At 63.8% G+C, this 20,939-nt stretch carries 19 protein-coding genes; 11 read left to right on the top strand and 8 right to left on the bottom strand.

The window, feature by feature from the left end:
- Positions 1–26 precede the first annotated feature (26 nt).
- Positions 27–2,114, top strand: coding sequence for a 3-hydroxyacyl-CoA dehydrogenase NAD-binding domain-containing protein (locus ACFDR9_RS00630; RefSeq protein WP_409029724.1), 2,088 nt, complete (start codon positions 27–29; stop codon positions 2,112–2,114).
- Between the two features lie 85 nt (positions 2,115–2,199).
- On the opposite strand, the gene ACFDR9_RS00625 is transcribed toward ACFDR9_RS00630, so the two are convergent.
- Positions 2,200–2,526 carry a DUF805 domain-containing protein gene (locus tag ACFDR9_RS00625; protein WP_017875630.1) on the bottom strand — a complete coding sequence of 109 codons (327 nt, stop codon included), beginning with the start codon at positions 2,524–2,526 and terminating at the stop codon, positions 2,200–2,202.
- A gap of 272 nt (positions 2,527–2,798) precedes the next feature.
- Here ACFDR9_RS00625 and ACFDR9_RS00620 point away from each other — a divergent pair, with 272 nt between their 5' ends.
- Positions 2,799–4,865 (top strand): TonB-dependent receptor, encoded by a 2,067-nt coding sequence (locus tag ACFDR9_RS00620; RefSeq protein ID WP_409029723.1) that lies wholly within the window; start codon positions 2,799–2,801, stop codon positions 4,863–4,865.
- Between the two features lie 75 nt (positions 4,866–4,940).
- On the opposite strand, the gene ACFDR9_RS00615 is transcribed toward ACFDR9_RS00620, so the two are convergent.
- From ACFDR9_RS00615 to ACFDR9_RS00600, 4 genes are all read right to left on the bottom strand, one after another.
- On the bottom strand, positions 4,941–6,125 hold the full coding sequence (locus tag ACFDR9_RS00615; RefSeq protein ID WP_409029722.1) for a DUF1624 domain-containing protein: 1,185 nt from the start codon (positions 6,123–6,125) through the stop codon (positions 4,941–4,943).
- Between the two features lie 25 nt (positions 6,126–6,150).
- Entirely contained in the window at positions 6,151–8,154 is a 2,004-nt protein-coding gene (locus ACFDR9_RS00610; RefSeq protein ID WP_409029721.1) for a TonB-dependent siderophore receptor, read from the bottom strand.
- A 397-nt stretch (positions 8,155–8,551) separates the two neighbouring features.
- Positions 8,552–8,950: a VOC family protein gene (locus ACFDR9_RS00605; protein ID WP_409029720.1), complete on the bottom strand. Its 399-nt coding sequence runs from the start codon at positions 8,948–8,950 to the stop codon at positions 8,552–8,554.
- A 56-nt stretch (positions 8,951–9,006) separates the two neighbouring features.
- The gene (locus ACFDR9_RS00600; protein WP_017875621.1) at positions 9,007–9,255 is read right to left on the bottom strand and encodes a DUF2798 domain-containing protein; all 249 of its coding nucleotides are present in this window, start codon (positions 9,253–9,255) and stop codon (positions 9,007–9,009) included.
- A 100-nt stretch (positions 9,256–9,355) separates the two neighbouring features.
- Here ACFDR9_RS00600 and ACFDR9_RS00595 point away from each other — a divergent pair, with 100 nt between their 5' ends.
- From ACFDR9_RS00595 to ACFDR9_RS00580, 4 genes are all read left to right on the top strand, one after another.
- Complete coding sequence (locus ACFDR9_RS00595; protein ID WP_409029719.1) at positions 9,356–10,249, top strand: LysR family transcriptional regulator; 894 nt, start codon at positions 9,356–9,358, stop codon at positions 10,247–10,249.
- 87 nt (positions 10,250–10,336) lie between these two features.
- On the top strand, positions 10,337–11,365 hold the full coding sequence (locus tag ACFDR9_RS00590; RefSeq protein ID WP_017875619.1) for a M14 family zinc carboxypeptidase: 1,029 nt from the start codon (positions 10,337–10,339) through the stop codon (positions 11,363–11,365).
- Complete coding sequence (locus tag ACFDR9_RS00585; protein ID WP_409029718.1) at positions 11,362–12,120, top strand: alpha/beta fold hydrolase; 759 nt, start codon at positions 11,362–11,364, stop codon at positions 12,118–12,120. Before ACFDR9_RS00590 ends, ACFDR9_RS00585 begins: the two co-directional genes overlap by 4 nt.
- Positions 12,121–12,346: 226 nt before the next feature.
- Positions 12,347–12,502, top strand: coding sequence for a hypothetical protein (locus ACFDR9_RS00580; protein ID WP_409029717.1), 156 nt, complete (start codon positions 12,347–12,349; stop codon positions 12,500–12,502).
- 151 nt (positions 12,503–12,653) lie between these two features.
- On the opposite strand, the gene ACFDR9_RS00575 is transcribed toward ACFDR9_RS00580, so the two are convergent.
- Positions 12,654–13,562, bottom strand: a complete 909-nt coding sequence (locus ACFDR9_RS00575; protein ID WP_026132626.1) for a LysR substrate-binding domain-containing protein — start codon at positions 13,560–13,562, stop codon at positions 12,654–12,656.
- A gap of 375 nt (positions 13,563–13,937) precedes the next feature.
- On the opposite strand from ACFDR9_RS00575, the gene ACFDR9_RS00570 reads away from it, so the two are divergent.
- A complete protein-coding gene (locus tag ACFDR9_RS00570; protein WP_409029716.1) occupies positions 13,938–14,330 on the top strand; it encodes a DUF3224 domain-containing protein in 393 nt (130 codons plus the stop codon).
- A 26-nt stretch (positions 14,331–14,356) separates the two neighbouring features.
- Here ACFDR9_RS00570 and ACFDR9_RS00565 read toward each other — a convergent pair whose 3' ends face one another.
- Positions 14,357–15,283 carry a glutaminase gene (locus ACFDR9_RS00565; protein WP_017875614.1) on the bottom strand — a complete coding sequence of 309 codons (927 nt, stop codon included), beginning with the start codon at positions 15,281–15,283 and terminating at the stop codon, positions 14,357–14,359.
- Positions 15,284–15,534: 251 nt separating this feature from the next.
- Here ACFDR9_RS00565 and ACFDR9_RS00560 point away from each other — a divergent pair, with 251 nt between their 5' ends.
- The 4 genes from ACFDR9_RS00560 to yjfF all read left to right on the top strand — a co-directional run bounded on the left by ACFDR9_RS00560 (position 15,535) and on the right by yjfF (position 20,267).
- Positions 15,535–16,491 carry a substrate-binding domain-containing protein gene (locus ACFDR9_RS00560; protein ID WP_017875613.1) on the top strand — a complete coding sequence of 319 codons (957 nt, stop codon included), beginning with the start codon at positions 15,535–15,537 and terminating at the stop codon, positions 16,489–16,491.
- Between the two features lie 163 nt (positions 16,492–16,654).
- A complete protein-coding gene (locus ACFDR9_RS00555) occupies positions 16,655–18,187 on the top strand; it encodes a sugar ABC transporter ATP-binding protein (RefSeq protein WP_409029715.1) in 1,533 nt (510 codons plus the stop codon).
- Positions 18,184–19,290 (top strand): ABC transporter permease, encoded by a 1,107-nt coding sequence (locus ACFDR9_RS00550; protein WP_409029714.1) that lies wholly within the window; start codon positions 18,184–18,186, stop codon positions 19,288–19,290. Before ACFDR9_RS00555 ends, ACFDR9_RS00550 begins: the two co-directional genes overlap by 4 nt.
- Complete coding sequence (gene yjfF / locus ACFDR9_RS00545; protein ID WP_017875610.1) at positions 19,287–20,267, top strand: galactofuranose ABC transporter, permease protein YjfF; 981 nt, start codon at positions 19,287–19,289, stop codon at positions 20,265–20,267. The genes ACFDR9_RS00550 and yjfF overlap by 4 nt, the downstream gene beginning before the upstream one ends.
- 83 nt (positions 20,268–20,350) lie before the next feature.
- Here yjfF and ACFDR9_RS00540 read toward each other — a convergent pair whose 3' ends face one another.
- Positions 20,351–20,935 carry a hypothetical protein gene (locus ACFDR9_RS00540; RefSeq protein ID WP_409029713.1) on the bottom strand — a complete coding sequence of 195 codons (585 nt, stop codon included), beginning with the start codon at positions 20,933–20,935 and terminating at the stop codon, positions 20,351–20,353.
- Positions 20,936–20,939: the final 4 nt, after the last annotated feature.

The raw sequence follows: 20,939 nt of genomic DNA, 5'->3' as shown, positions 1-20,939 counted from the left end.
TGAAGTTTTCACTAAAAGGAAGAGACATGAGCGCCGAATACCACGTCACCGGCTCCGTTGCCGTTATTACCTTAGCCAATCCGCCGGTCAACGGCCTGGGCCTGGCGACCCGCACCGCCGCGGTCGACGGCATCAAGAAGGCGCTGGCCGACCAGGCCGTCAAGGCCATCGTCATCACCGGCGCCGGCAAAGCCTTCTCCGGCGGCGCCGACATCAAGGAATTCAATTCGCCGAAAGCGCTGGCCGAACCCAGCCTGCACACGCTGATCCGCACCGTGGAAGACGCGACCAAGCCGGTGGTGGCGGCGATCCACAGCGTCTGCATGGGCGGCGGCCTGGAGCTGGCGCTCGGTTGCAACTACCGCGTCGCCGCGCCGGGCGCGCAGATGGCTTTGCCGGAAGTCAAACTCGGCCTGTTGCCGGGCGCCGGCGGCACGCAGCGCCTGCCGCGCGTGCTGGGCCTGGAAATGGCGCTCAACATGATCGTCTCCGGCACCCCGGTGGCGTCGGAAAAACTGTCCAACACCGCGCTGTTCGACGAAGTGACCGCCCCCGGCGCCGACCTGATGGACGCCGCGATCGCCTTCGCCAACAAGGTCGCCGACGCGCGCCCGCTGCCGAAGGTGCGCGAGCGCAAGGTCGACTACCCGAACCACGAAGCCTTCCTGCAATTCTCGCGCAATACCGTCAAAGCCATGTCCGGCCCGTTCCCGGCGCCGCTGCAATGCGTGGAAACCGTGGCCGCCTCGGTGACGATGAAATTCGAGGACGGCCTGAAGTTCGAGCGCGAGCGCTTCATGCAACTGATCCAGTCGAACGAGTCGAAAGCGCTGCGCCACGCCTTCTTCGCCGAGCGCGTCGCCAGCAAAGTGCCGGACGTAGCGGCCGACACGCCGACCCGCGCCATCAAGCAGGCCGCCGTCATTGGCGCCGGCACCATGGGCGGCGGCATCGCGATGAACTTCGTCAACGCCGGCATTCCGGTGATCCTGCTGGAAACCAAGCAAGAGGCGCTCGACAAGGGCCTGGCGACGATCCGCAAGAACTACGAAAACACCCTGAAAAAAGGCAAGCTGACGCAGGAGAAGTTCGACCAGCGCCTGGCGCTGATCAGCGGCACGCTGTCGTACCACGACATCGGCCAGGCCGACATCGTCGTTGAAGCGGTGTTCGAGGAGATGGGTGTCAAGGAAGCCGTCTTCAAGAAACTCGATGAAGTAATGAAACCCGGCGCGATCCTGGCGTCGAACACCTCGACGCTGGACCTGAACCAGATCGCCAACTTCACCAAGCGCCCGCAAGACGTCGTCGGCACGCACTTCTTCAGCCCGGCCAACGTTATGAAGTTGCTGGAAATCGTGCGCGGCGCCGCCACCGGCAAGGACGTGCTGGCGACCACGCTGGCGCTGTCGAAAAAGCTGAAAAAGACCGGCGTCGTCTCGGGCGTGTGCGACGGCTTCATCGGCAACCGCATGATCGAGCAATACAGCCGCCAGGCCGGCTTTCTGCTGGAAGAGGGCTGCCTGCCGGAGCAGGTCGACAAGGCGCTTGAAAAATTCGGCTTCGCAATGGGGCCGTTCCGCATGGGCGACCTGGCCGGCAACGACATCGGCTGGTACATCCGCAAGCGCCGCTACGTCGAATCGCCGGGCATCACCTACTCGAAAACCGCCGACCTGCTGTGCGAGCTGGGCCGCTTCGGCCAGAAAACCGGCGCCGGCTGGTACGACTACAAGGCGGGCGACCGCAAAGCCTACGCCTCGGACATCGTCAACGCGATGATCGTCAAGCACTCGGCCGACAGCGGCGTCGAGCGGCGTAAGATCAGCGACCAGGAAATCGTCGAGCGGCTGGTGTACTCGCTGGTCAACGAGGCGGCGCGGATACTCGAAGAGGGCATCGCCCTGCGCGCCTCCGACATCGACATGGTCTACCTGACCGGCTACGGATTCCCGCTGTACCGCGGGGGCCCGATGTTCTACGCCGACACCGTCGGCTTGCCGAACGTGCTCAGCGCCATGGAGAAATACGCGAAGGGTCGCCACGGCGACGCCTGGACCCCGGCGCCGCTGCTGGTGAAACTGGCCGCCGAAGGCAAAACCTTCAACGGTTAATGGCGCACACATGGAAACGGCCCCGCGAAGCGATTCGCGGGGCCGTTTTGTTATGCGCGACCGGTTGCCGCCGTGTTTGGCGGTATTAGCTTGGGCGGTCGAAGCGAGCGGACGCCTTGCCTTCTTGAACCCACCACACAAGCAACACGATCCAGCCGATGATCGGAAGGAACCACAGCAATTGCCACCAGCCGCTGTGGTCCGTGTCGTGCAGCCGGCGCGCGGCGACGGCAATCGCTGGCAGCAGCGTGGCGATGGAGAAAACGGCCGACAACTTATCGCTGACCACGCTCAGGGCCGCCGACGTCAGGAAAGTGAACAAAAACCACCACCAGAACTCCGAGCGCGAGGCACGGCCGGTGAAGTCGGCGTATTTCGTAAAACACGTGCGAATGGATTCGGAAAGAGTCATGGACGTCCTTGTTTTTCTGGTTAAGTTGCAAATATGAATCATAAGCCACAATCCGAGGAAAAGGGACGGTTAAACGCGGCCAATTCGACCGGCGATTCTCCCTCTCGACCGTCTGCGTCGGCGAGCACCGGGCGGCGCGAATCCGCGGCCGTCGCTGCACCGCCCCCCCCCCCAAGAAAAGAAATTGTATTTTGATGAATCCATTGTTGTGTAAACAACTTACATCTGTATGATGCTTTTTTTCGTCATATTGATTAACGATTGGATTAGATATGCCTCTTCACGCTACGCGCAAGCCATTGGCTATGGCGCTCGCTTTCCTGTTCAGTGCGCCGGTATTAGCGACCGATACCGCGTTGGTCGCGCCTATCGTTGTTGTGGAGGGATCGCGTCCGACCCAGCTTGGCGTAGCCGAATCGGCCAGCGCCGGAGTGGTAACCCAAAAGCAGCTCGAAGCGCGCACGGTATATCGTCCGGGCGAATTATTGGAGGTTATGCCAGGTCTGCTCGTCAGCCAGCACAGTGGCGAAGGCAAGGCGAACCAGTTCTATTTGCGGGGCCTGAACCTGGACCATGGCACCGATTTGCGGACAAGCGTCGACGGCATGCTGGTCAACCAACGCACCCATGCGCACGGACAAGGCTGGACCGACGTTAATTTTTTGATTCCGGAACTGACGTCTTATCTTGAGTACGTGAAGGGGCCCTACAGTGCCGAGCAAGGCGACTTCGCCTCGGCCGGCGCGGTCAGTGTGAATTACGCGAATACCCTGGCACAAGGAATCGCCAGTATCGGCATCGGTCAAAACGGCTATGCGCGCACATTGATCGCGGACTCGCCGAGTGTAGGCAAGGGCAATCTGCTTTATGCGATGGAACTTTTGCGCAACGACGGCCCATTCGTCAACAAGGACGGCTACCGGAAACTCAACGGCGTGCTCCGGTATAGCGAAGGAAGCGAGACGAATGGCTTTAACGTCACGTTGATGGGCTACAAGGCCCACTGGAATGCGACCGACCAGATACCGCAACGTGCTATCGACAGCGGACTGCTGCAGAGCCGCTTCGATACCATCGATCCGACGGACGGTGGCAAAGCGCAGCGTTTTAGCCTGTCGGGTGCGTGGGTGCGCACCGGCGACGGCGACGCGACCAGGGTTAACGCTTATCTGATCCATAATCAGCTGGACCTGTACTCGAATTTCACCTACTTTTTGGACCATCCTGAAACGGGGGACCAGTTCAGCCAGCCAGACCGACGCAGCACGCTTGGACTCAATGCCACCCATTCATGGCGGCATTCGGCATTGGGCCGCCCATCCGAGACGACCGTGGGCTTGCAATTGCAAGCCGATGATATTCATAATGGCCTGTACGACACGCAAGCACGGGTGCGGCTGGCGACGACGCGCCAAGACCATGTGCGCGAACGTAGCGCCGGCGTTTACGTGCAAAACGCCGTCAAATGGAATCCGTGGCTGCGCAGCGTTATCGGCGTGCGAGGGGATTATTATCGCAATGCTGTCGACAGCAACCTCGCTATCAATACCGGCACGGCGAGCGGCAGTCAGGCAAGTCCGAAGCTTAGCTTGATTTTAGGCTCTTGGGAAAAGACGGAATTCTATGTCAACCTCGGCCGCGGCTTTCATAGCAATGACGCGCGCGGCACCACTATTCGCGTCGATCCAAAGAATCCGGACACCCCGGCGGTCCAGGAAGCGCCGCTTGTGCAATCGCGCGGCATGGAACTCGGTGCGCGGACTGAATTTGTAAAGGGCTTGCAGACCAACTTGGCTCTGTATCAGCTCAACTACGATTCCGAATTACTTTTCGCAGGCGATGCCGGCTCAACCGCGGACACCGGCCGACCTAGCCGGCGTAATGGCTTCGAACTGTCCAATTATTATAAGCTCGCTTCATGGCTGACCGTTGACGCGGACATTGCATACGCACGCACGCGTTACCGCGATGCCGATCCGGCCGGTCAGCATATTCCCGGCTCGATTGAAGGGGTGGCTTCGCTCGCGCTCGCTGTCGATAACCTCGGTCCGTGGTTCGGCGCTGTGCAACTGCGCTACTTTGGCCCTCGGCCGCTGATCGAAGACGATAGCGTGCGCTCAAAAGCGACCGGCACCGTCAACGCCCGTATTGGCTACAAGTTCTCGCCGAAACTGCGGTTTACCGTTGAAGTGTACAACCTGACCAACCGGCGAGATTCGGCGATTGACTATGCTTACGCATCGCGACTGCCGGGTGAAGCCGCGGAAGGGAAGTTCGACGTGCATTTTCATCCAGTCGAATCGCGATCACTTCGCGCGAATCTGATTGCCAATTTCTAATCCAGGCGACGCTCGCGGCGATTATGCAGTACAGCAACGCCAGCCTCCGTGGTTTTCCGCCCACATACAGCGATACTACATATAGCGCACCCAGCCCAGCGTGCTGCGGCGCTTGTACCCGGCGAACCATCGGCATGGATAGTACAGCAGCGGTATCAGCGCCAGGGCGATCAGCCACAATTGCCCGACGTGCGAGGCGGAAGCGCGCTGGCCGGGGCCGAGGTCTAGCCATTTTTCCAGTCCCACGCGCAGCGCCAGCAGCACATACAGGTGCAGCAGATAATAAAACATCGGCGCGCCGCCGAAGGTCGCGATGACGCGGGTGTAGCGGCCTTCGGCTGATTCCAGCCACGCCAAGGCCAGCAGGCCAACGCCCAGTGTCATCAGCACAAAATCCAGCGAAGGCGGGTACTTGGTAAAGTTAAGAAACGACATCACCGTCTGCAAGTCGGTGGCGCCGTGGTGCCAGGGCAGGGGCTCGCCGTACACATTGCTTCCGCGCAGCAGCGCCAGCGCCAGCAACGCGGCCACGCCGGCGCCGCGCAACACCACCCGCCTGCGCTGGGCCGGCACGGCGGGGGCGTACAGCGGGCCGCTGACGTAGCCGAGCAGAATGACGCCTATCCACGGTAGCAGCGGATAGCTGATTTTTACCATGACGGCGCCGTCGGCCAGCAGATAGCCGCGCTGTTTCAGTACGGTCCAACACATGTGCGCCGCGCCGCCCGGCGCAAAGTGGTGGCCGTCGAGGGCGTTGTGCGCGGCCACGATCAACACTGCCAGCGCCGCCAGCAACGCCGGCGGCAGCCGGTGCAGCAGCGCCAGCGCGAGCATGGACAGGCCGATCACCCAGATGACCTGCAAGTACAGTATGTGCGGCGGGAACTGCCCCGACCAGGCGAAATTCACCGGCCCCAGTTCCAGCGCCACCAGCAGCAAGCCGCGTTTCAGCAGGAAAGCGGTGGCGCTGCGCGGCCCGGCGGCGGGGTGGGCGTACAACCACGCCGACAGGCCGCTCAGGAAGACGAATATCGGCGCGCAGAAATGCGCCAGCAGGCGCGTGAAGAACAGCGCCGGCTGCGTGCCCGCGACGTCCATCGGGTCGCTGACCTGCATGTGCAGGAAAAAGGTCTCGCGCACGTGGTCGATCAGCATCAGCAGCATGACGAAACCGCGCATGGCGTCGATGGCGGCGATGCGCCCGCGCAGCGTGGCCGCTGCCGTAGTCGGCGACGCCGCGCCGTAGTTTATTGTTTGCATGGCGCTGCGCCCGTCCCGGTTGCGCCTAGAATTTTTGGTTGATCGTTAGCGTAACATTGCGCTCTGCGCCGGGCGCCACCCACAATTGGCTGTAGGAGCTGGCGTAAAAGCTTCTATTGAACAGATTGTCGACGTTCAAGGCGATACGCAGGCGCGGGTTCGGCGCATACGAGGAGAGCAGCCTCGCGGTGGTGTAGGCCGGCAGCCTGAATGCGCTGGACACGGCGACGTCGCCGACGCGCTCGCCGACGTAATTGAAACCGGCGCCGATGCTCGCCGTTCCCGCGCCCAGGCGAAACGACGGCACCAGCAGCACGCTGGCGCTATGCCTGGCGACGTTGGGCAGGCGGCTGCCTGTGACGATGGCGTGGTCGCCCTTGGTGACGCTGGCGTCGGTGTAGGCGTAGGCGGCGGACAGGCGCCAGCCGCGCGCCACTTCGCCCGCGACGTCCAGTTCGACGCCCTTGCTGCCGACTTGGCCCGCCGGGATGGAGAAGTCGGTGTTGGCCGGGTTGGTGGTCAGCACGTTCTTCTTGCGGATCCGGTACAGCGCCATGGTGCCGCTCAGCTTGGCGTCGGCCGTTTCAAGCTTGGCGCCGGCTTCGTAGGAGCTGCTGCGTTCGGCCGGGAAGGCGCGGTTGTCGACGCTGACGCCGCTGTTCGGACGAAAGCCGCCGGCCGCGCCGGCGTATAGCGAAACGCTGGGGGCCGGCTGGTAGACCAAGCCCAGGCGTGGGCTGGCGGCGCCCAGGCTTTGCGTCGTCGAGACGGCCTGGCGGCGGTTGGCGACGCTTTGCTCATACGTATCGTAGCGTACGCCGGCCAGCGCCTTCCATTGCGACCCCAGGTCGACCTGGTCTTGCAGGTAAACGCCGCGGGCGCGCTGGTTTTCCCGCGTGTCGACGGATGGCGCCAGCGCGGCGGCGACGGCGCCGTAGACCGGTTGCAGCAAGTCGATCGCGTAGGGGTTGGCCGCCGACGGATTGCGGCGCAGCTGGACGCGGCGGTCGTCGAAGCGATACGCGTCGACGCCGAATAGCGTGTGGTGGATCAGCGCGCCGCTGGCGAATGTGCCCAGCAACTCGATGCGCGCCGACTTGTCGGTGGCGGAGAAATCGCGGTGGCGGCGTTGCCGGCGCAGCGTGCGGCCGTCCGCCAGCACATTGTTGGCCTCGGTCGAAAAGCCCGCCAGCTCGCTGTCGCGGTGGGACAAGCCAGCTTGCAACTTCCAGTCCTGGCCCAGCTCGTGTTGCACGAACAATTGCTGGCCGAGCGAGCTGACGCGAACGTCGCCGTCGCCCGGCTCGCCCAGGAAGCGCGAATTGGGCAGCGCGCCGAGCCTGCCGTTGACCGCCGGCACGCCGCGGTCGAGCGGCGCGCGCTGCCGGCTCGCCTCGACTTCATAGGACAGCGTGGTGTGCTCGCCGATCAGCCACAGCAGCGACGGCGACACGAAGCTGCGCTCGCTCTGCAGGGTGTCGCGGAAGCTGTCGGCGCGCTGGTGCGACGCGTTCAGGCGAAACGCCACGGTAACGCCGAGCGGGCCGGTCAGGTCGACCGCGCCGCGCCGGCTGCGCTGGCTGCCGAGCGAGAACTCGGCGGCGTGGGCGGGCGCGAAGCGCGGTTTCTTGGTGCTAATGTTGACGGTGCCGCCGGGTTCCCCGCGGCCGTACAGGGCTGAGCCCGGCCCCTTCAACACCTCGACGCTGTTGGTGCCGGCGATGTCGCGCAGGCCGTTGTAGCCGCGGCTGCTGCTAAAGCCGTTGACCAGGTAATCGGAGCCGAAATTCGGGTCGCCGGTGAAGCCGCGCATGGCGTAGCTGTCCGATAGTCCGCCCAGGTCGCTTTGTCGGGAGATGCCGCTGGCCAGCTCCAGCGCGCCGGCCAGGCTGGTGACGCCGACGTCTTGCAGCAGGTCGGCGGTCAACACGCGTACACTTTGCGGCAAGTCCTTGAGCAAGGTCTCGGTCTTGGTGGCAGCGGTTGCCGACAAGCCGCGGTAATGTTGCCGTTGGCTGGTGATGTTCACTACCTGGTCCGCCTGCTCGCCTTGCCGCGGCGCCTGTTGCGCCGATGCGGCCGCGGCGGTTATGGTGGCCGCGACGGAACAGCTGGCAAGCGGAAGCAGCGCCAGAGCGCGCTGAATTGGGTGCAAATAAATAATGTTCTCCTGATGGCCGCACCAGCGCGGCGATGCACTCTCCAGCGCCGGGGGCGGCGGCACGGTACTGTTGCTCTTATTGCAGTTATCTTGCAATAGCGATAGATTAACGCAAATCGATTGCATTTACAATGGCGGATATGGCCAAGCGGTGCCGGCTGGTCCGCTGTCACGATTGGGTTGACGCAGCGGCCGCCCTGCAAATCAATGAGGCTAGTTGAGGCACTGGCGGCGCCGGCGTCCACCGGAAAACGCCGTTGGCGTTTCAGGGCGCGCGGTGGCAGACCGCTTCGATGCGGTTGCCGTCCGGGTCGAGCAGGAAGGCGGCGTAGTAGGACGGATGGTAGTCGCGCAGGCCGGGCGCGCCGTTGTCGACGCCGCCGTGCGCGAGGCCGGCGCGCCAAAACGCCTCGACTGCGGCGCGGCTGGGCGCCTTGAAGCAGTAGTGCCGCCGTGGCGCGTCGTCCGGCGGCGGGCCGTGGCGCACCGAAAAATAGCTGCGCTGCGGATGGTCGGCGTCGCAGCGCTCGCCGTAGCCGATCCAGGCTGCGGCGTGGTCCGAGCCGACCTTGACGACGCCGAGCGCGGCGAAGACGGCGTCGTAGAAGCGTTCGGCCCTGTCCAGGTCGGCAACCGTCACGGATACATGGTCAAGCATGGACATTCCCCCGCTCAATAGTGGCATGGCAAGTATAAGGCCGCGCGGCCTTCCGCGTGCGCTTACACCTTGGTGTCGCGGCGCGGAAAGCGCCGCAGCAGGCGCTGGCTCAAGCCGTTCACCTTGGGCGCGAACAACATCACCGCGAAAAAGGCGACCGGCCACGCCGCCACGAAAGCATGGCGCCAGCGGGCCAGGAAATCGGGATGGAAACCGATGTTGAGCCAGGTGACCCACATGCTCATCAGCACCGTCATCAGCAAGGACATAAAAAACGCAAAGGTAATACGCAGGCGTATGGCGTCCGACATGATGCATTCCCGGTCAAAAGTTGTTATAAGCATAGCCTAACAAATTGCAAAGTTCTATACTAGGGCGATATCTTTAATCTCAAATTCCACAAATGACATCATGCTGGACGATCTAGCCCTGTTTGTCGCCATTGTCGAGGCGGGCAGCCTGAGCGCCGCAGCCGAAAAGGAGGCGGTGCCCGCTGCCACCGTCACCCGGCGCCTGCAAAAGCTGGAACGCAAGCTGGGCTACCAGTTGCTTAACCGCAGCGCCCGGCGCATGCAGCCGACCGCCGAGGGCTGGCAATATTACGAGCAGTGTCGTCCGCTGGTGCATGCGCTGCGCCAGGCCACGCAGCGCCTCGATGCCAGCCTGGGCGCGCTGTCGGGCAACATCCGTCTGCTGGCGCCGGTCAACTTCGCCAGCGGTTTGCTGACGCCGGCGCTGATCAGTTTCATGCGCCTGTACCCGGAGATCAACCTGGAAATGGAACTGTCGAACCAGATCCAGGACCTGGTCGGCAGCGGCGCCGACCTGGCCATCCGCATCGGCGCGCTGCACGATTCGACGCTGATGCGGCGCCGCCTCGGCAACGCCGGGCTGGTGCTGGTGGCGTCGCCGGCGTATCTGGCGCAGGCCGGCGCGCCGGACGACGTCGCAGCCCTGCACGGGCACGCGTTGCTGGTGGCCGAGCCGCTGCGCCATTGGCGCCTGCGCAACCCGGCCAGCGGCGCCGAGGAGGTGATCGAGCCGCAGGCCCGTCTGCGCGTCAACGAAATGCGGCTGGTGGTGGAGATGGCCGAGGCCGGCTTCGGCATTACGTTGTGTCCGCTATTGCAGTGCCGCGACCTCATCGTCGCCGGCACGCTGGTGCGCCTGTTGCCGCAATGGATGCCGGAGCCGCGCAACGTCTACGCCGTGTGGGCGCAGCAGCTCTACATGCCGGCCCGGGTGCGGGCTTTCCTCGACCATTTGGTGGAATTTGCCGCCAACAATCCTTTACTCAATGATTGATATCGTTGAGTTTCTTTTAGTGCAACAGCACGCGCGGGGTCCCCGAGCGGATACCATGGTGGTTCAAACAACGCCACCGCGCCCGACATGATCGAGACCAAGCTCCCCGAATTACTCATCCTGGAACGCCTGATCGAAGAGGGCGGGGCGCAGGTGGAGGTGAGCACCAGTTGCGCGGTGCGGGTCGGGGCGCACGAGTTGCCGGTCTACACGGTGGCGCTGGGCAACCCCAGCCTGGACGTGCCGGCCGTCGGCTTTTTCGGCGGCATCCACGGCCTGGAACGGATCGGCACGCAGGTGCTGCTGGCCTTCCTGCAAAGCCTGCTGGCGCGGCTGCGCTGGGACCACGTGTTGCACCAGCAATTGCAGGCGGTGCGGCTGGTGTTCATGCCGCTGATTAATCCCGGCGGCATGTGGTGCTCGACCCGCTGCAATCCACACGGCGTCGACCTGATGCGCAACGCCCCGGTCGACTCGCTTGAAACCGTGCCGTTCCTACTCGGCGGGCAACGCTACAGCCCGCGCCTGCCGTGGTATCGCGGGCCGCTCGGCGCGCCGATGGAGGCGGAAAGCCGCGCCGTCTGCCGCGTCGTCGAGCGGGAGCTGTTGCCGCGCGAGTTCAGCCTGGCGCTCGACTGCCACTCCGGTTTCGGCTTGCGCGACCGCATCTGGTTTCCGCACGCCCACACGGCCGCGCCGATCGCGCATCTGGCCGACATCGGCGCGCTGGAGCAGTTGTTTAGCCAAAGCCACCCGAACCATAACTATGTGTTCGAGCCGCAAAGCCGGCAGTACCGCACCCATGGCGACTTGTGGGACTACCTGTACCTGAACGCGGTGCGCGACAGCGAACGGGTGTTCCTGCCGCTGACGCTGGAAATGGGGTCCTGGCTGTGGGTCAAGAAAAATCCGCGCCAGTTGTTCAGCCGCCTGGGCATGTTCAATCCGAAGCCGGAACACCGCTTGCAGCGGGTCTTGCGCAGTCACACCGTCTGGCTCGACTTCCTGGCGCGCGCCGCCTGCGGCTACCGGCGCTGGCTGCCCGAAGGGTTGGTGCGGCAGGCCCGCGAGGCCGACGCGATGGCGCGCTGGTACGCCCACCAGCACCAGCGATGAGCACCTGGGTATTCCTGCGCGGCCTGATGCGCGAGCAACGCCACTGGGACGCCTTTCCCGCGCAGTTCGGGCAGGCTGTGCCGCAGGCGCGCATCGTCACGCCCGATTTGCCGGGCAACGGCACGCGCCACCGCATGGCGAGCGCGTCGCGGGTTGCCGACATGGTCGAGTTTTGCCGCGGCGAGCTGGCCGCGCAGGGTTGCGCCGCACCCTACCACGTGCTGGCGCTGTCGCTGGGCGGCATGGTGGCGGTCGAATGGGCGGCGCGCTATCCGGACGAAATCGCCGCGTTGGTCCTGATCAACACCAGCATGCGCCCGTTCAGTCCGTTCTACCGGCGCCTGCGCTGGCAGAACTACGGCGCGCTGGCGGCACTGGCGCTGCTGGGCGGCGCGGCGCGCCAGGAACGGCTGATCCTGCGCCTGACCAGCGCCGACGGCGCCGGCCGCGCCGGCTTGCTGCCGCGCTGGATCGGCTACCAGCGCGACTACCCGGTGGCGCGCGCCAACGCATTGCGCCAACTGCTGTCGGCGGCGCGCTACCGGGCGCCGCCGCGGCGGCCGGCGGCGGCCACGCTGGTGCTGGCCAGCAGCAACGACCGCTTGGTCGACGCGCGCTGTTCGCTGCGCCTGGCCGAGCACTGGGGCGCGCCGTGCCGGCTGCACGCCAGCGCCGGCCACGACTTGCCGCTTGACGACGGCGCCTGGGTCGCGCAACAGGTGCGGCGCTGGCTAGATTCCCTGCGCGGCGAATAAACATTCAAATAAACAAAGCGTTTTAGTTAAACATTGAAAAAGCGCCGGCGCGCATGGTAGACTAATTTCACCGGTTTATACTTATCCGATACCCCGAGCGAAGCTGCCACTACCATGTACCCAGCTTTATTTTATTTTCCGACCCCGTCAATAATTTACGTTCGCTATGAAGAAATCCATCAAGTTGCTGTTATTTTTCGCCGTCATAGCTAACTCAGGTTGCAGTGTGCTTTACGATATCAACCAAGACCGCGTCGGCGCGTATTGCGACAGCCTGCTTAGCGAGACCGACCGCTATTCGTGCAAACAACGCAACCGCACCAGTTACGAGGACTATGAGCGGGACCGCCAGAAAGTCAAGAACGGCTCCGTCCAGAAGTAAGAACTATCCCGGCCAGCCCGGTGGAAACGCAAAAAGCCCGTTTGTCGCAGACGGGCTTTTTGCTATGGGAGCGCTTTTTTCAGCGGCGCCGGGGGCGATCGACACCACCGATTTCAGCATAGGCGGCCCGCCGACTTCACGCAACGATCAATTAACAGGCGAAGCCGAAGTCATAATGCTTGGCGACGGCGATGGCGGCGTCGCGGAAGTCGTGCATTAACTCCGAGCGGATACTACCGCCCGGATAAGCGAGCACGTATTCATAACTGATGTTCGCCGAAAACGGGCGCACCACCACGCCGTGGCCGCGCCATATTTTCGCGGCGAACGGTTCCACGATCGACAGCCCGAGTCCGTTGGCCACCATCGCGTAACGGGTGTGCGAGGTGTGGGTCTTGATCACGTGGCGCACGCGGGTGCCGGCCTGGTTCAGCGTGGCTTGCTCCATGCCGTAATGCTGGGCCGCCACCGGAATCCAGCCGATCATGTTTTCCCCCTCCAGGTCTTGCGGGCTGATGATCTCCTGCGACGCCAATCTGTGGTTTTCCGGCATCGCGCACATCACTTTTACCCGCATCAGCGGTTCGACTTCGATGCCGGCCAGCGGCGGGAACGCCAGGCAGATCGCCATGTCGACCTTCATGTCCTGCAGCCGCATCAGGATTTCGGCGCCGCCGCAACTGTCCACGGTTACCGGCACGTTCGGGTGGTACTTCAAGAATTCGCGCAAGATCAGCGGCAGGATCGTGGTCGAGAGCACCGGCAGGCAGGCAATCGTGATGCCCTCGGGCGTCTCGTTGCGGATGCTGGCGGCGACCTGGCTCAGGCGCTCCAGCCCGAGGAAGTTCTCCTCCACGGCGCGGTAGAAGCGCACGCCGGCGGTGGTCGGCTCCAGACGCCCCTTGGCGCGGTTGAACAGCCGCAGGCTCAGCGTGTCTTCCAGGTCGGCGATCAGGCGGCTGACGGCGGGCTGCGTAATGTTCATCTTGCGGGCGGCGCCGATGCTGGTGCCGGATGTCATCAGGCAACGAAATGCCTCGATTTGTCGAAACTGAAGCACGTTTGCTTACTCCTTGCTGAGGCGGGATGGGAGGGATCGCTTGACCCTATAACAAAACCACATGGTATATGCGAAATTGTGAGTGGACATTATATGACAACTTTGAAATACTGTAATTCCTGACTGCAAACGAATGCCAAACATACTGGCATCGTCGGCGGTCAGGATTATGGCTAGTTCCGCTCATGAGCGTGTATCGCACAGCGGAGTGAGCGGTGGAATGCAGGCCCAGCAACCATACACCCAAACAGTAACAACTCACCGTGAATCGGTCGCCCACAAGGGGGCGGGTTCGCGCTGACGTACGTGTTGATACAGGCCTTTTTACGCGGTGGGGATCATATGCAAGCACTCGGCAACATCAGAATCCACGGTATGAACGAAAAGTTCGACCACGGCACCGGCTTCACCAAATCCCAGGTCAATCACAGGTACGAAGGCGACATTGAAGCGGAAGCGCGGTTCGAGTGCATCACCTACGCTCCCGGCGCCGCCCTGGCCAAATTCGTCGGACTTGAATTTCTCTCCGGCCGCATCGGCGACCGTACCGGCGGCTTCATTTTGCAGCACGTGGGTTCGATCGACGCGGGCCGCTCCGAGAGCGTGCTGAACGTGCTGTCGGGTTCCGGCACCGGCGAACTGACCGGCATCAAGGGCCACGGCCGCTCGACTTCCAGCGGCGCCGACGGCCAGTCCGCGCACATGTTGCTGGAATATAGTTTCGACGACACGCCGCCGGCGCCCGAGGCGCAGCGCAACACGCCTTAATCTGTCGCCAAGGCGCGCCGCATCGTTTAGAAAATGGAGCGGGCCGTCAGTGTGGTGAAGCGTTCCAGCGCGTAGGTACCCGCCAGCGAGTTGCCGGTGGCGTCCAGCCCTGGCGACCATACCGCCACCGCCAGTTCCCCCGGCACCAATGCCAATATCCCGCCGCCGACGCCGCTTTTCGCCGGCAAGCCCACCCGATACGCAAAATCGCCGGCCGCATCATAGGTGCCGCAGGTGAGCATCAGCGCGTTCAGCCGTTTGGCGGAACTGGCGTCGAGAATCCGCGTCCCGCTCCACGGCACCGTGCCGTGGTTAGCCAGGAAGGCGCCGGCCTTGGCCAGTTCGGCGCATGTCATGGTAATCGAGCACTGGCGGCAATAGCTGTCGATCACGCTCTTGACCGGATTGTGCAGATTGCCGAAGTCTTTCATCAGGTGGGCGATGGCGTAGTTGCGGTCGGCGGTCGCGCGCTCGGACTGCGCCACCAGCAGGTCGAAGTCGACGTGGGGCTGGTCGGCGATCAGGCGGGCGAATTGCAGGATGGCGATATCGGACTGCACGAAGCGGCTCGACAGGATGTCGTTGATGACCAGCGCGCCGGCGTTGATGAAGGGATTGCGCGGTTTGCCGCGTTCGTACTCCAGTTGCACCAGCGAATTGAACGGGTTGCCGGATGGCTCGCGCCCGACCCGCGCCCAGATCGCGTCGCCTTCGCGCGAGAACGCCAGCGCCAGCGCGAACAGCTTCGTCACGCTCTGCAGCGAAAACTTGTGTTCGGCGTCGCCGACGCAATAAGTGCTGCCGTCCAGACAATACACGGCCATGCCGAAGTGCCGCGGCGAGACGGTCGACAACTGCGGTATATACGAGGCCACCTTGCCATGCGCCAACAGCGGCTGCACGTCGGCGTGGATGGTTGCCAGGATGGCGTGGTAATCGAGGGTGGCGGGCATGGGCGGATCGCGGAGTCGGCGGGTCCACAGGGTAGCCCAGAAGTGTGTTTTCGCAAAGTGTGTCGCTTTCCGACAACATTTTGACTTTATTTTCCGATGTCAAATCGGGCATCTTTTAGCAATTAATTATTATTGGACTGGTATCGGTTCGCCCATCTACTATCGCTATATAACAACTTCAGCGCGTCTTTCCAGGCGCCAACGGCTCCCGGCACCGTCATTTGCCGGCGATAACGATGGAGACAAAAATAATGAACCCAGGCAAAAAAATTTTGCTCGCCGTGCTGTTGGCCGCGGGCGCCATGGCGCCGGCGCTGGCGGCCGATAAGAAGCTCGTGCTCGGCTTCGCCCAGGTCGGCGCCGAAAGCGAATGGCGCACCGCCAACACGCAGTCGATCAAGAGCACCGCGCAAAAAGAGGGCGTCACGCTGAAGTTCTCCGACGCCCAGCAGAAGCAGGAAAACCAGATCAAGGCGATCCGTTCCTATATTGCCCAAAAAGTCGATGTGATCGCCTTCTCGCCGGTGGTGGAGTCGGGTTGGGACACGGTCTTGAAGGAGGCCAAGGCGGCCAAGATCCCGGTCATCCTGACCGACCGCAGCGTCGACAGCAAGGACGATTCGCTGTATGTGACGATGATCGGCTCCGACTTCACCGAGGAGGGGCGCAAGGCCGGCCGCTGGCTGGTCGAGAAATACAAGGGCAACAGCGGCGTGGTGAATATCGTCGAGCTGCAGGGCACGGTTGGCTCGGCGCCGGCGATCGACCGCAAGAAAGGTTTCGAGGAGATCGTCGGCAAGCAAGCCAACTTTAAGATTATCCGCTCGCAGACCGGCGACTTCACCCGCACCAAGGGCAAGGAAGTCATGGAAGCCTTCTTGAAGGCTGAGGGCAAGAAGATCAATGTGCTGTACGCGCACAACGACGACATGGCCATCGGCGCGATCCAGGCGATCGAGGAGGCAGGGCTGAAGCCGGCCAAGGATATCGTGGTGGTGTCGATTGACGGCGTTAAGGGCGCGTTCGAGGCGATGATCGCCGGCAAACTGAACGTCACGGTCGAGTGCAGCCCGCTGCTGGGCCCGCAATTGATGTCGACCGCCCGCGATGTGTTGGCCGGCAAGTCCGTGCCGAAGCGCATCGTCACCGAAGAAGGCATCTTCCCAATGGAAGTGGCGGCCAAGGAATTCCCGAATCGCAAGTATTGATTCGCGGCTAATACAACGGCACCGCTAGCAAAGTTGACACCCGCGGCGAAGAGCCGGGGCCAGGCCCTTGGGGTCCGACCCCACACGTCTGCCCTTGGTTAGTTGACATCCCGGCCCCTTGGCCGCGAGCTGGCGGCTCGGCCATCCCCCCTGAAAGGCAAGCATGCACTCCATTCCGCCACGCGCGGCTCACGCCACCACTACGCCTGTACTGGCGGTGAGCGGCATCGTGAAATCCTACCCCGGCGTGCGCGCCCTGGCCGACGTCGCCCTGCGGCTGTTCCCCGGCGAGGTCCACGTTCTGATGGGCCAGAACGGCGCCGGCAAGTCGACCCTGATCAAGGTGCTGACCGGCGTCGAAAAGCCGGACGCCGGCCGCATCGAATTGAACGGCGAGGCCATCCGCCCAAGCTCGGTGCAACAGGCCCAGGCCCTGGGCATCAGCACGGTCTACCAGGAACTCAACCTGTGTCCGAACCTGTCGGTGGCCGAAAACATCTACATCGGCCGCTTTCCGATGCGCGGCGCGGCCATCGACTGGCGCACGCTGGAGCGGCAGGCGCGCCTGGCGCTGCACACGCTGAACATCGACGTCGACGTCGGCGAGCCGCTGTCGCACTATCCGGTGGCGATCCAGCAAATGGTGGCGATCGCCCGCGCCGTCAGCGCCGAGGCCCGGATCCTGATCCTCGACGAGCCGACCTCGTCGCTCGACGACGGCGAGGTCGAACGCCTGTTCGGCGTGATGCGGCAGTTGCGCGCCAAGGGCATGGCGATCCTGTTCGTCACGCATTTCCTCGACCAGACCTACGCCGTGGCCGACCGCATCACCGTGCTGCGCAACGGCGCGCGCGAGGGTGAATACCTGGCCGCCGATTTGCCGCGCCTGGCCCTGATCAACAAGATGGTCGGACGCGACCTGGCGCAGACGCCGCGGGCGGCCAGGGCGGCGCCCAGCCCCGCCGCCGTGCCATTCCTGCAAGCGCGCGGGCTGGCGCGGACCGGCTCGGTGCAAGCCTTCGACCTCGACCTGTACCCCGGCCAGGTGCTGGGGCTGGGCGGCTTGCTCGGTTCCGGGCGCAGCGAGATCGCCCGCCTGCTGTTCGGCATCGACCGCGCCGACGCCGGCGGGCTGCACGTCGGCGGCAGCGGCGCGCGCTTCGCCTCGCCGCGCGACGCGGTACGCCACGGCATCGCCCTGTGCCCGGAGGAGCGCAAGACCGACGGCATCATCGCCGAGCTGTCCATCCGCGAAAACATCGTCCTGGCGCTGCAGGCCAAGCGCGGCATGTTCCGCTACCTGCCGATGAAGCGGCAACAGGAGCTGGCCGACGGCTACATCGCCGCGCTCGGCATCCGCACGCCGGACGCCGAGAAACCGATCGGGCAGCTGTCGGGCGGCAACCAGCAAAAGGCGCTGCTGGCGCGCTGGCTGGCCACCGCGCCGAAGCTGCTGATACTGGACGAACCAACGCGCGGCATCGACATCGCCGCCAAACAGGAGATTATGGAATTGATTACCGCCGAATGCAGGAAAGGCCTGGCGATCCTGTTCATTTCGTCCGAAATGAGCGAGGTACTGCGCATCAGCGACCGCGTCGCGGTGCTGCGCGACCGCAGTAAGATCGCCGAGCTCGACGTCGGCGACACGGACGAGCAGGGCATTTACCAATTGATCGCGGGAGGACGGGCATGATGGCGAACCTGCCGAGCGCCGGCACGGTCCAGGCCGAGGCCAACGGCGTCAAGGCGCTGGCCGCGGCGGCCTTGCGACACCGCCTGTTCTGGCCCTGCGTGACGCTGTTCCTGCTGGCGATGGTGAACGTGGCGTTCAACCCCAACTTCTTCCACCTGGAAATTAAGTCCGGCCACCTGTACGGCAGCGTGGTCGACATTCTGAACCGCGCCGCGCCGCTGATGCTGGTGGCAATGGGCATGACGCTGGTGATCGCCACCCGCGGCATCGACATCTCGGTCGGCGCGGTGGTGGCCATCAGCGGCGCCGTCGCCGCCAGCCTGATCGGCGGCGCGCTGGAAATGCAGAACGGCGTCCAAGTCTACGCCAGCAAGACGCCGCTGTTGCTGGCGCTGGCGGCGGCGCTCGGCGTGTCCCTGCTGTGCGGCCTGTGGAACGGCGTGCTGGTGGCCGGCGCCGGCATGCAGGCCATCATCGCCACGCTGATCCTGATGGTGGCCGGGCGCGGCGTCGCCCAGCTCATCAGCGACGGCCAGATCATCACGATTTATTACGAACCGTTCTTTTTCATCGGCGGCGGCTTCCTGTTCGGGCTGCCGTTCGCGCTGTTCATCGTGCTCGGCGTGTTTCTGCTGTTGTTGGTGCTGATGCGGCACACCGCGCTGGGCCTGTTCATCCAGGCGGTCGGCATCAATCCGGCGGCGGCGCGGTTCGCCGGCCTGAACGCGCGCGCGCTGATCCTGTGCGTGTACGCGTTTTGCGGCTTGTGCGCCGGCATCGCCGGCCTGGTCATCGCCTCCAACGTCAAGGGCGCCGACGGCAACAACGCCGGCATGCTGCTGGAACTGGACGCCATCCTGGCGGTGACGCTGGGCGGCACCTCGCTGGCGGGCGGCAAGTTCAGCCTGCTCGGCAGCCTGATCGGCGCGCTGATCATCCAGACGCTGACGTATGCGATCTATTCGATGGGCGTGGCGCCGGAGGTCAACCTGGTTGTCAAGGCGGCGGTGGTCTTCACGGTGTGCCTGATCCAGTCCGACACCACCCGCGCCGTGGTGGTCGATTTACTGCGGCGCGCGCGCCGGAAAGGAGTGCAGCCATGATGCGCCTGCCAACCCTGCATGCCCGCAACGTGCCGCTGGCCGTCACCAGCGGTCTGTTTTGCCTGATGTTCGCCTACGGCTCGATCAGTTACAAGGGCTTCTTTTCGCTACAGGTGTTCCTCAACCTGCTGATCGACAACGCCTTCCTGATCGTCGCGGCGGTCGGCATGACCTTCGTCATCCTGTCCGGCGGCATCGACTTGTCGATTGGCGCGGTGGCGGCGCTGACGACGATGGTGTCGGCCATGCTGGTGCAGCAACACCATTGGAGCCTATGGGCGGCCACGCCGCTGGTGCTGGGCATCGGCACGCTGTTCGGCCTGGTGATGGGCGTGCTGATCCATGTGTTCAAGCTGCAACCGTTCATCGTCACGCTGGGCGGCATGTTCCTGGCGCGCGGCCTGTGCTATGTGCTCAGCATCGACTCGATTTCGATCACCGACCCCTTGTATACGGCGCTGTCGCAGCACAAGATCATGCTGGGCGCCGACGCCTTCATCTCCGTTAACGTGGTGATCGCGCTGCTGGTGCTGGCGGCGGCGGTGTTCATCGCCCATTACAGCCGCTTCGGGCGCACCATTTACGCCATGGGCGGCAATGAACGCTCGGCTTCGCTGATGGGCCTGCCGGTCGGGCGCAGCAAGATATTGGTGTACACCTTGAGCGGTTTTTGCTCCGCGCTGTGCGGCGTGATGCTGACGTTCTATATGTTGTCCGGCTACGGCTTGCATGCGCAGGGGATGGAGCTGGACGCCATCGCCGCGGTGGTGATCGGCGGCACCTTGTTGACCGGTGGCAGCGGGTACGTCGCCGGCACGCTGGTCGGCGTGCTAATACTGGGCATTATCCAGTCCCTGATCATGTTCGACGGCGGCTTCAGCTCATGGTGGACGCGCATCGCCGTGGGCGCTTTGCTATGCCTGTTCTGCATCATGCAGGGCGCGCTGAAGCGCAAGAAGGGCGTCGCCGGCGCTTGATCGGCCGGTGCGGCAGCGTGGCACCCGTAAAAAAGCCCATCTGGTCCAGATGGGCTTTTTCGCAGGGATGTGGCCGGTTCAGCTTACCAGGCAGCCTTCAGCGTGTATTTGCCGTTGGTGGCGCCGGTGCCGCCCGAGTAGTGCGACACTTTGCCGTACACCAGCAGCGCGCTCGCGCCGCTATTGGTGTAGGTGACGGTGTCCGCCGCGCCGGTGCCGTTGGCGCTGGAACCGAGCTTGGTGCCGGCGCCGTTGACCAGGTCCAGATCGTAGTCCGAGCTGGCGTTTGGCGTCAGCGTCAGCGTCAGCGCCTTGCCCGCGGGCAGGCTGATCTTGAAGTAATCAAGGTCGGCGTGCGCGCTCAGGTTGCCGCTGACGGTGGTATTGGCGGTGGCGATGGCATTGGCGGTGGCAATGCTGTCGTTGCTTTCCGCTTCAAGCTGGGTTGGGCCGGGTGGCACCACCACGCCGAGGATCTTCTGCGCTTCGAACTTGGCGCGGAAGGTGTTGGCGTAGATCGGGTCGCCCGGATACAGCGTGGCCGCGGCGTTGACGATGGCCGTGGCCATCGCCGGCATTTTGATGTTCGAGCCCAGGCCGAAATGCGCCTCCAGGATGATCTTGTCGATGTTGGCGCGCGGCTTGCCGGCGGCAATCAAGGACACCATCGAC

Source organism: Janthinobacterium sp. CG_23.3 (assembly GCF_046115965.1).
Taxonomy (GTDB): Bacteria; Pseudomonadota; Gammaproteobacteria; order Burkholderiales; family Burkholderiaceae_D; genus Janthinobacterium.
Note: the sequence above shows the minus strand (reverse complement) of the source record. Positions and strands in the feature narration are given on the sequence as shown.

Excerpts from the sequence above, each read along its gene's own strand:
- ACFDR9_RS00630 (WP_409029724.1), top strand. The coding sequence starts at position 27 with ATGAGCGCCGAATACCACGTCACCGGCTCCGTTGCCGTTATTACCTTA.
- ACFDR9_RS00625 (WP_017875630.1), bottom strand. The coding sequence starts at position 2,526 with ATGACTCTTTCCGAATCCATTCGCACGTGTTTTACGAAATACGCCGAC.
- ACFDR9_RS00620 (WP_409029723.1), top strand. The coding sequence starts at position 2,799 with ATGCCTCTTCACGCTACGCGCAAGCCATTGGCTATGGCGCTCGCTTTC.
- ACFDR9_RS00615 (WP_409029722.1), bottom strand. The coding sequence starts at position 6,125 with ATGCAAACAATAAACTACGGCGCGGCGTCGCCGACTACGGCAGCGGCC.
- ACFDR9_RS00605 (WP_409029720.1), bottom strand. The coding sequence starts at position 8,950 with ATGTCCATGCTTGACCATGTATCCGTGACGGTTGCCGACCTGGACAGG.
- ACFDR9_RS00600 (WP_017875621.1), bottom strand. The coding sequence starts at position 9,255 with ATGTCGGACGCCATACGCCTGCGTATTACCTTTGCGTTTTTTATGTCC.
- ACFDR9_RS00595 (WP_409029719.1), top strand. The coding sequence starts at position 9,356 with ATGCTGGACGATCTAGCCCTGTTTGTCGCCATTGTCGAGGCGGGCAGC.
- ACFDR9_RS00590 (WP_017875619.1), top strand. The coding sequence starts at position 10,337 with ATGATCGAGACCAAGCTCCCCGAATTACTCATCCTGGAACGCCTGATC.
- ACFDR9_RS00585 (WP_409029718.1), top strand. The coding sequence starts at position 11,362 with ATGAGCACCTGGGTATTCCTGCGCGGCCTGATGCGCGAGCAACGCCAC.
- ACFDR9_RS00570 (WP_409029716.1), top strand. The coding sequence starts at position 13,938 with ATGAACGAAAAGTTCGACCACGGCACCGGCTTCACCAAATCCCAGGTC.
- ACFDR9_RS00565 (WP_017875614.1), bottom strand. The coding sequence starts at position 15,283 with ATGCCCGCCACCCTCGATTACCACGCCATCCTGGCAACCATCCACGCC.
- ACFDR9_RS00560 (WP_017875613.1), top strand. The coding sequence starts at position 15,535 with ATGAACCCAGGCAAAAAAATTTTGCTCGCCGTGCTGTTGGCCGCGGGC.
- ACFDR9_RS00555 (WP_409029715.1), top strand. The coding sequence starts at position 16,655 with ATGCACTCCATTCCGCCACGCGCGGCTCACGCCACCACTACGCCTGTA.
- ACFDR9_RS00550 (WP_409029714.1), top strand. The coding sequence starts at position 18,184 with ATGATGGCGAACCTGCCGAGCGCCGGCACGGTCCAGGCCGAGGCCAAC.
- yjfF (WP_017875610.1), top strand. The coding sequence starts at position 19,287 with ATGATGCGCCTGCCAACCCTGCATGCCCGCAACGTGCCGCTGGCCGTC.
- ACFDR9_RS00540 (WP_409029713.1), bottom strand. The coding sequence starts at position 20,935 with ATGGTGTCCTTGATTGCCGCCGGCAAGCCGCGCGCCAACATCGACAAG.